Annotated in this window: 9 protein-coding genes; 5 read left to right on the top strand and 4 right to left on the bottom strand. The window is 69.7% G+C overall.

Annotated features, from left to right (window positions below):
• On the bottom strand, nucleotides 1-274 hold a 274-nt coding region (locus tag ACY35P_RS14360; protein ID WP_462116521.1), incomplete at its 3' end, for a response regulator.
• Between the two features lie 78 nt (nucleotides 275-352).
• Entirely contained in the window at nucleotides 353-1,948 is a 1,596-nt protein-coding gene (locus ACY35P_RS14355; protein WP_462116520.1) for a sensor histidine kinase, read from the bottom strand.
• Nucleotides 1,949-2,118: 170 nt separating this feature from the next.
• On the opposite strand from ACY35P_RS14355, the gene sucC reads away from it, so the two are divergent.
• From sucC to ACY35P_RS14340, 3 genes are all read left to right on the top strand, one after another.
• Nucleotides 2,119-3,288 carry an ADP-forming succinate--CoA ligase subunit beta gene (gene sucC, locus ACY35P_RS14350; RefSeq protein WP_462116519.1) on the top strand — a complete coding sequence of 390 codons (1,170 nt, stop codon included), beginning with the start codon at nucleotides 2,119-2,121 and terminating at the stop codon, nucleotides 3,286-3,288.
• 55 nt (nucleotides 3,289-3,343) lie between these two features.
• Nucleotides 3,344-4,219, top strand: coding sequence for a succinate--CoA ligase subunit alpha (gene sucD / locus ACY35P_RS14345; protein WP_462116518.1), 876 nt, complete (start codon nucleotides 3,344-3,346; stop codon nucleotides 4,217-4,219).
• 114 nt (nucleotides 4,220-4,333) lie between these two features.
• Nucleotides 4,334-5,959: an NAD+ synthase gene (locus tag ACY35P_RS14340; protein WP_462116517.1), complete on the top strand. Its 1,626-nt coding sequence runs from the start codon at nucleotides 4,334-4,336 to the stop codon at nucleotides 5,957-5,959.
• Between the two features lie 6 nt (nucleotides 5,960-5,965).
• Here ACY35P_RS14340 and ACY35P_RS14335 read toward each other — a convergent pair whose 3' ends face one another.
• Nucleotides 5,966-6,238 carry a DUF4242 domain-containing protein gene (locus ACY35P_RS14335; protein ID WP_462116516.1) on the bottom strand — a complete coding sequence of 91 codons (273 nt, stop codon included), beginning with the start codon at nucleotides 6,236-6,238 and terminating at the stop codon, nucleotides 5,966-5,968.
• 134 nt (nucleotides 6,239-6,372) lie between these two features.
• The gene (locus tag ACY35P_RS14330) at nucleotides 6,373-7,248 is read right to left on the bottom strand and encodes an outer membrane protein assembly factor BamD (RefSeq protein WP_462116515.1); all 876 of its coding nucleotides are present in this window, start codon (nucleotides 7,246-7,248) and stop codon (nucleotides 6,373-6,375) included.
• 102 nt (nucleotides 7,249-7,350) lie between these two features.
• On the opposite strand from ACY35P_RS14330, the gene rluD reads away from it, so the two are divergent.
• Together rluD and ACY35P_RS14320 are read left to right on the top strand one after the other, a co-directional pair.
• On the top strand, nucleotides 7,351-8,322 hold the full coding sequence (gene rluD / locus ACY35P_RS14325; protein ID WP_462116514.1) for a 23S rRNA pseudouridine(1911/1915/1917) synthase RluD: 972 nt from the start codon (nucleotides 7,351-7,353) through the stop codon (nucleotides 8,320-8,322).
• On the top strand, nucleotides 8,319-8,765 hold a 447-nt coding region (locus ACY35P_RS14320), incomplete at its 3' end, for a purine nucleoside phosphorylase YfiH/LACC1 family protein (protein WP_462116513.1). The genes rluD and ACY35P_RS14320, both read left to right, overlap by 4 nt.

The raw sequence follows: 8,765 nt of genomic DNA, 5'->3' as shown, positions 1-8,765 counted from the left end.
TGCCAAACGCCGTGATCATCGCGACCGGGGTCTGCGGATGCTTCTGGTTGATCTCGGAGACGATCTCCAGCCCGGTGCCGTCGGGCAGGCGCATGTCGGTCAGGCAGAGGTCGTACCGGTTCTTCGACAGCAGCGCCCGGGCGTCGGTGACGTTCGCCGCGGTGTCGCAGTGCAGGCCCATTCGGCCCAGCGTCATGACCAGAAGTTCGCGGATGTCCCGCTCGTCGTCGACGACGAGTGCGGTCCGGGCGGGTGCGGTACGGGGTTCGGGCATCGGATCCTCCACCGCCAACCTTAGCCGAAGTGACCGGCTGCGGCCACTTTGGGCCGTTTTCGTCAGCCGTGGGGCAGGTCAGCCGCCGATCGTGCTCAGCCGGATGCGGAAGCAGCCCCCGACGCCGGGGGTCGGCACGTAGTCGAGGCTGGCCTGGTTCGCGCGGCAGAGCTCGCGCGCGATGTAGAGGCCCAGTCCCGTGCCGTGGCTGGAGGTGGTGAAGAACGGTCGGAACAGACGGCCCCGTACGGTCTCGGGAATGCCCGGCCCGCGGTCGAGGACGTCGATCACGGGCTGCGCACCGTCGAGACCGACGCGCAGGGTGACCCGTGCCGATTCGCCCGGCATCCGCCCGTAATTGAGCGCGTTGCTGACCAGCACGACCAGCACCTGGTGCAGCTGCCGTGGATCGAACAGGGCGACGATCTCGGGGCGCGACGCCGCGCTCGTCAGGTTGTCGCCTTCGATCGGATGGCTCACGAGGTAGTCCTCGACGAAGCGCCGTGCGAACGCGGCGAGCTCGACCACCTCGGGTTTCGAAGGCTCGCGGCGCGCAAGGCCGAGCACGTTTTCGACGATGCCGTTCATGCGCACGACGTGCTGGTGGATGATCTCCAGCAGGCGACGGTCGGCGGGCCGGATGTCGTCGGATTCCTCGAGCAGCTGCACCGCATAGCTCATTGCGGCGAGCGGATTGCGGATCTCGTGCGCGAGGCTCGCCGAGAATCGACCGAGCGTCGCGAGCGTGATCGATTCGGCGCGTTGCGACACGAGCGACGTGTCGTCGAGGAAGACGAGCACCTGGTCGCTGTTGCCCTGCAGGCGCGTGAAGCGCGGCAGCACGTCGGGCTGGTCCGCGGCGACGCGCAGTGGCGTGTCGTCGACGGCGCCGGTCTCGCGCCAGCGCTCCAGCCGGCGCCCGAGCTCGGGCACGGCGACCGCGAGTTCGCGGAAGCCGTGGATCTCGTCGCCGACGTCGCCGATCAGCGCGGTCGCGGCCTCGTTCGCCAGCTTCATGCGACCGCTGCCGTCGACCAGCAGCACACCGGTGCGCAGGCGGCGGATGATGAGTTCGTTGACCTGCGCGAGGTGCTCGTTTTCCGTCGTGCGCAGCGCGGCGAGCTCGTAGCTCTCGCGCATCTGCCGGCCCAGCACGTTCATCACCGTGGCCAGTGCGAGGTAGCCGACCGCGAACATCACCGGCTCGGCGACGAGGCGGCGCGCGCCCCCGTCCGCGCGGCTCCAGGCGTATTCGCCGATCAGCAGGACCACCGCGGTCGAGGCGAACGCGAAAGCGATGCGCGAGGGCAGCAGCAGCGCCGCGGCGCCCACGTTGAACATCAGCATCAGCGCGATGCCGGTGCCCGCCGACGGGAGCGCGTGCATGGCGAGCATGCCGAAGAAGAGGTCGGCCGCGATCCCGATGCCCGCGGCGAGCCGCACGTCCAGCCGGCGGCCGAGCCCGAGCCCGACCAGCGCGATGAAGAGATAGGTGAGGACGACGGCCTGCGCGAGTAGCTCGTAGCGCGGCTCGTCGATGAAACCCGATACCGGCCCGAACACCAGCAGCACCAGGAGCGCGGCCTCGAGCGCCCGGAACAGGTTGAAGAGCCGCAGCTCGCGGTAGAGGACGTGGTCGGCGTCGAGGGGGGTGACGACGGTATTCAGCGGCACGGCGCGCGTCCGGCGGGCGGTGGCCGGAGTATAGGTACCTGATTCTCCGGGCGTTCGGCCGGGGTCGGTTTTGCCCGGCCCGCCCCGATCGGCGACAATACCGGCCCCTCGCGCCGGCCCGGTCGGGCCTGCACCCGCGCGCGAGCCCCACGTCCATCCTTCGGTGACGCATGAATTTCCACGAATACCAGGCGAAGCAGCTTTTCGCCGACTACGGCATCGCCGTTCCCAAGGGCATCGTCGCCCGCTCGCCGGACGCGGCCGTCGCGGCGGCCAAGCAGATCCCGGGCGACCTGTGGGTCGTCAAGGCGCAGATCCATGCGGGTGGCCGCGGCAAGGCCGGCGGCGTGAAGCTGGCGAAGTCGTACGACGAGGTTGCGCAGTACGCCAAGCAGATGCTCGGCACGAAGATGGCCACGTACCAGACCGCGGGCGTGGAGCTGCCGATCGACAGCGTGCTGATCTCCGAAGGCACGGACATCGCGAAGGAGCTCTACCTCTCGGTGCTCGTCGACCGCTCGACCAAGACGGTGACCTTTATCGCCTCGGCCGAAGGCGGCATGGACATCGAGCAGGTCGCGCACGAGAAGCCCGAGGCGATCCACGCGCTGCACATCAACTACGTCGAGGGCCTGCAGCCGTACCAGTGCCGCGACCTCGGCTTCGCGATGGGCCTCAACGCCAAGCAGGTCGGGCAGCTGACCAAGATCATGACCGGCCTGTTCAAGCTGTTCATGGAGAAGGACCTGGCGCTCGTCGAGCTCAACCCGCTCGCGATCCTCACCAACGGCGACCTCGCCGTGCTCGACGGCAAGGTCGATTCCGACGACAACGCCTCGTTCCGTCATCCCGAGCTGGTCGCCATGCGCGACACGCGCCAGGAAGACGAGACCGAAGTGCTCGCGTCGAAGTACGACCTCAACTACGTCACGATGGACGGCGACATCGGCTGCATGGTCAACGGCGCGGGCCTGGCCATGGCGACCATGGACGTCATCTCGCTCAACGGCGGTTCGCCGGCGAACTTCCTCGACGTGGGCGGCGGCGCGACGAAGGAGCGCGTGACCGAAGCCTTCAAGCTGATCCTGTCTTCCGACAAGGTGAAGGCGATCTTCGTGAACATCTTCGGCGGCATCGTCCGCTGCGACATGATCGCCGACGGCATCATCGCGGCGGTCAAGGAAGTCGACGTAAAGGTTCCGGTGATCGTGCGCCTCGAGGGCACGAACGTCGAAGCGGGCAAGGAGCTGCTGCGCAACTCCGGCCTCGCCATCACGGCGGCCGACGACATCAACGACGGCGCGAAGAAGGCCGTCGCGGCCGTCAAGCAGGCCGCCTGAGACTTCCACGACGCGCGGCATTGATCCGCGCGTCCGACACAGGAACAAGAAAACAATGTCCGTCTTGATCAACAAGGACACGAAGGTGCTCGTGCAGGGCTTCACCGGCTCGCAGGGCACCTTCCACGCGCAGCAGATGCTCGACTACGGCACCCAGGTCGTGGGCGGCGTGACCCCGGGCAAGGGCGGCACCGAGCATCTCGGCCTGCCCGTGTTCAACACGATGGAAGAGGCCGTCAAAGCGACCGGCGCGGACGCGTCGGTGATCTACGTCCCGCCGCCGTTCGCGGCCGACGCCATCATGGAGGCCGCGGCCGCCGGCATCCGCGTCATCGTCTGCATCACCGAGGGCATCCCGGTGCTCGACATGCTGCGCGCGAAGAACGTGCTCAACGGCTATCCGGAGACGGTGCTCGTCGGCCCGAACTGCCCGGGCGTGATCACGCCGGGCGAGTGCAAGATCGGCATCATGCCGGGTCACATCCACCAGCCCGGCAAGATCGGGATCGTCTCGCGCTCGGGCACGCTCACGTATGAAGCGGTGAAGCAGACGACCGACGTCGGCCTCGGCCAGTCGACCTGCATCGGCATCGGCGGCGACCCGATCAACGGCACCAACTTCATCGACGCGCTGCGCTGGTTCCAGGACGATCCGCAGACCGAGGGCATCATCATGGTCGGCGAGATCGGCGGTTCGGCCGAGGAAGAAGCAGCCGAATTCATCAGCCAGTACGTCACCAAGCCGGTCGTGGGCTTCATCGCCGGCGCGTCGGCCCCGAAGGGCAAGCGCATGGGGCATGCCGGCGCGATCGCCTCCGGCGGCTCGGGCACGGCCGAGGGCAAGTTCGCGGCGCTGGAAAAGGCGGGCGTCGTCACGGTGAAGTCGCCGGGCGACCTCGGCGCAGCCATCGCCAAGCGCCTCGCCGGCTGATCCACCGCATCGCGATGTACGGAACGGCCGCCTCCGGGCGGCCTTTTCCGTTTCGGCCGCCTCGGCCCTCATCGCGCCGCGCGTAAAATCGCGCGATCCGCACAGGAGTGGCGCATGGCCCTGCGAATCGCACTCGCGCAGTTCGACTTTCCCGTCGGCGACGTCGACGGCAATGCGCGCCGCATCGAAGCGCTGATCGCGCAGGCGCGCGACGAGCACGGCGCGGGGCTCGTGGTGTTCCCCGAGCTCGCACTGAGCGGCTATTCCCCCGAGGACCTGCTGCTGCGCCCCAGCTTCCTCGCCGACTGCGAGCGCGCGCTGATGCGCATCGCGGCCTCGACACGCGGCATCACCGCCGTCGTCGGCTGGCCCGAAACGGCGGGCGCCGTCGTCTACAACGCGGCGAGCGTGCTGCGCGACGGCCGCGTCGAGCGCACCTACCGCAAGCGCGAGTTGCCGAACTACGCGGTCTTCGACGAGCGCCGCTACTTCTCGGTCGATCCGGACGGCGGCGACTGCGTCGTCGACGTCGACGGCGTGCAGGTCGGCGTGGTGATCTGCGAGGACCTGTGGTTTCCCGAGCCGCTCGCCTCGACGGTCGCCGCCGGCGCCGAGCTCGTGGTCGTGCCGAATGCCTCGCCGTTCGAGCACGACAAGCACGGCCTGCGCGATGCGCTGCTCGCCGAGCGCACGCGCGACACCGGCGTGGGGATCGCCTACGTCAACGTGGTCGGCGGGCAGGACCATGTCGTCTTCGACGGCGCCTCGGTGGTCGCCGACGGCGACGGTTGCGTGCACCCGGCGGCCGCCGCATTCACCGACGAATGGCTGGTCGTCGATTACGACGCCACGCGGCGCGCGTTCACGCCGGTGAAGTGGATGCAGGACGGCGACGAGAGCCGCGAGGCGCTCGCCTGGCGTGGCATCGTGCGCGGCACGCGCGACTACTGCCGCAAGAACGGCTTCGACAAGGTCTGGCTCGGGCTGTCGGGCGGCATCGATTCATCGCTGGTGCTGGCGATCGCCGTCGATGCGCTCGGAGCAGACAACGTCACCGCGGTCCGGCTGCCGTCGCGCTACACCGCAGGACTGTCGAACGACCTCGCCGCCGAGCAGTGCGAGCGACAGGGCGTGCGCCTGCTGACGCTCCCGATCGAGAAGCCGTTCGAGGGCTATCTCGAGACGCTCGCCGAAACGTTCGCCGGCCGCGACGTGGACACGACCGAGGAGAACCTTCAGTCGCGCATCCGCGGCGCGATGCTGATGGCACTGTCGAACAAGTTCGGCGGCCTGCTGCTCACGACCGGCAACAAGAGCGAATACGCCGTCGGCTACGCCACGATCTACGGCGACATGGCGGGCGGCTATGCGCCGATCAAGGACGTCTACAAGACGGACGTGTTCCGGCTCGCGCGCTGGCGCAACACGGTCGGCGACGCGGTGGTGCCCGAGGGCGTGATCGAGCGGCCGCCGTCGGCCGAGCTGCGCGAAAACCAGAAGGACCAGGACTCACTGCCGCCCTACGACGTGCTCGACGGGATCCTGCAGCGGCACGTGGACGGCGAGCAGTCACGCGACGAGATCGTCGCCGCCGCCTTCGATGCGGCGACGGTCGATCGCGTCCTCCGACTGGTGCGCATCTCGGAGTGGAAGCGGCACCAGGCCGCGCCGGGCCCGAAGATGACCCGTCGCGCCTTCGGCCGCGAGCGTCGCTACCCGATCAGCAGCGGCTACCGCTGACCGCGGTCAGCCTGCGGTGGCGGGGTGGATCACCGCCGACACCTGCGAGACGCGGTTCGCGGGGAAGCCACCGCGTCGTGCGTGCTCCCGCACCGCGGCTTCGTCGGGCGCGTCGTAGACGCAGTAGATGCGGTCGCCGGTGACGTAGCTCTGGCGCCACTGGATGTCCGGTCCCATCTCGCGCAGCACGGCGCAGGAGGCCCCGGAGATCTCCCTGAGCTGCTCGGGGGTGAGCGCGCCCGCGCCCGGGATGTCGCGTTCGATCACGTACTGCGGCATGGCCGATCCTCCTGTGGGATCGGACGAGTCTGCGGCGGTGTCGCCGGACGCCGCGCGCCGCTGGTCGGTCGAACGCGATCGATCCAATGAAAAACGCCGCCCGGAGGCGGCGTCTTCGTACCGACGTCGGGCCGTCAGTGCCCGAGGGCGGACTTCTCGGTGCCCAGCGGGTTCAGGCGACGCAGGCGGCTCGGGTAGTCGGGCCAGTTGCCGCGCAGGAACGGATGGTCCGGCGCCGCCTTCTGCAGCTCGGCGCGCGCGCCGGCGGCGAGGTCGGCCTGGCCCAGAGCGGTGTACGCCGCGGCGAGCGTGGCGATCGCATCGTTCTGGTACGCCGACTGCGGATAGTTCTCGATCACGTACTTCGCGCGGTCGATGGCGGCCACGTTGGCATCGCGGCGCAGGTAGAACAGCGCCGTGTCCATCTCGTACCGGGCGAACATGTCGCGCAGCTTGGCCATGCGCTCGCGCGCATCGGCGGCATAGCGGCTGTTGCCGTAGCGTTCGGCGACGATCGAGAAATCGTTGTAAGCCTGCATCGGCGTCGACAGGTCGCGGCGGGCCGGGTCGAGGTGCCACACGCGCTGGAGGAACACCGCGTCGCGGCTCGAGTTCACCAGGCCGCGCAGGTAATAGAGGTACGCGATCTCGCGATGGGTCGGATAGGTGCGGATGAAGCGGTCGATCGTGCTGACCGCGTCCTCGTGCTTGCCCGACTTGTACTGCGCGTAGGCCGTCTCGATCAGCGCCTGCTCGGTGTAAGCGCCGTACGGGTACTGCGCCACGAGGCGGCGGTAGGTCTCCTCGGCACTCGACCAGTTGCCGTTGGTCATCGACCGGTGGCCCTTCTGGTACAGCGTCTCGACGGGCTGGCCCTCGTTGGCGTCCTTGTCGCGGTTCTTGAAGCGCGCGCAGCCGGCGCCGGCGAGGAGCGAGACCGCGAGGACGGCGGCCGCCGCACCACGGAGGAGGGTGGCGGCAGACGGGCGGAAGGCGGAGCGATGGGCCATGGGATCGACGGGCGTCGGACCGGGAGACAGGAAGGCCGGATAATAGCAGGCCCGTCTTAACCGGCCCTGCGCTGGTGGACCCCCGCCAGCAGGCCGTTCCGAATGCCGCAGACCATCACCTTCGAAGCCCGCGTCCCCGACGCCTGCGCCGGGCGCCGCTTCGACGCGGTGCTCGCCGAACTCTTCCCCGAGCACTCGCGCTCGCGGCTCGCCGGGTGGATCAAGTCCGGCCAGGCACGTCTCGACGGCCGCGACGCACGCCCGCGCGACCCGGTCCGCGGCGGCGAGCTCGTGACGGTCGACGCCGAGATCGGCATCCGGACCGACGCCCCGGCCGAGGACATCGCGCTCGACGTGCTCTACGAGGACGCCGACGTCATCGTGATCGACAAGCCGGCCGGCCTCGTCGTGCATCCGGGCGCCGGCAACCCGGCGGGCACGCTGGTGAACGCGCTGCTGCATCGCGACCCCACGCTGTCGGCGCTGCCGCGCGCGGGCATCGTGCACCGGCTCGACAAGGACACCTCGGGCGTCATGGTCGTCGCGCGCACGCTGCAGGCGCATACCTCACTGGTCGACCAGCTCTCCGCACGCGCGGTGCACCGCCAGTACCTCGCGGTCGTGGTGGGCGCGCTGGTCTCGGGCGGCACGGCGAACGCGGCGATCGACCGCCATCCGCGCGATCGCCTGCGCATGGCGGTGCGCGAGGACGGCAAGGCGGCGGTGACCCATTTCCGCCTGCGCGAGCGCTTCCGCGCGCACACGCTGCTCGAGTGCCGGCTGGAGACGGGGCGAACGCACCAGATCCGCGTGCACATGGCGCACCTCAAGCATCCGATCGTCGGCGATCCGCTCTACGGCGGGCCGCTGAAGCTGCCGCGCGGTGCGTCCGACGAGACCATCGCCACGCTGCGGGGCTTCAAGCGCCAGGCACTGCACGCCGAGACGCTGGAGTTCGCGCATCCCGTTTCCGGCGAGCCGGTGCGTTGCACCGCGCCCGTACCGGCCGACCTGCGCGAACTGGTCGACGCACTGCGCCGCGACCTTCGCGAGCACGACGAGCGCAGCCGTTGAATCCGTTCCTGCCCGCCGACTGGCCGTCGCCGCCGGGCGTGCAGGCGCTGTCGACCCTGCGCCATGGCGCAGGCCGATCGCAGGCCCCATTCGACACGTTCAACCTCGGCAACCGGCAGGCCGCCGACGGCGACGCACCGTCGATCGTGGAGGCCAACCGCGTCGAACTCACCGAGCGCCTGGCGCTGCCGTCGCCGCCGCGCTGGCTGCGCCAGGTGCACGGCACGGGCGTGGTGCGGTTCGACCGCGACGACGCGTTCGAGGGTGAACCCGAAGCCGATGCCGCGGTGACGTCCGATGCGGGCGTCGTGCTCGCGATCCTCACCGCGGACTGCCTGCCCGTCCTGTTCTGCGCACGCGACGGCTCGGAGGTCGGCGGCGCGCATGCGGGCTGGCGTGGGCTCGCCGACGGCGTGCTCGAGGCGACGGTCGCGGCGATGCGC

This window comes from Lysobacter xanthus (assembly GCF_047159895.1).
The sequence above is the reverse complement of the archived record's forward strand: the minus strand, read 5'-3'. Positions and strand labels throughout refer to the sequence as shown.

Coding starts and splice junctions, on each gene's coding strand:
- sucC (WP_462116519.1), top strand. CDS start 2,119: ATGAATTTCCACGAATACCAGGCGAAGCAGCTTTTCGCCGACTACGGC.
- sucD (WP_462116518.1), top strand. CDS start 3,344: ATGTCCGTCTTGATCAACAAGGACACGAAGGTGCTCGTGCAGGGCTTC.
- ACY35P_RS14340 (WP_462116517.1), top strand. CDS start 4,334: ATGGCCCTGCGAATCGCACTCGCGCAGTTCGACTTTCCCGTCGGCGAC.
- ACY35P_RS14335 (WP_462116516.1), bottom strand. CDS start 6,238: ATGCCGCAGTACGTGATCGAACGCGACATCCCGGGCGCGGGCGCGCTC.
- ACY35P_RS14330 (WP_462116515.1), bottom strand. CDS start 7,248: ATGGCCCATCGCTCCGCCTTCCGCCCGTCTGCCGCCACCCTCCTCCGT.
- rluD (WP_462116514.1), top strand. CDS start 7,351: ATGCCGCAGACCATCACCTTCGAAGCCCGCGTCCCCGACGCCTGCGCC.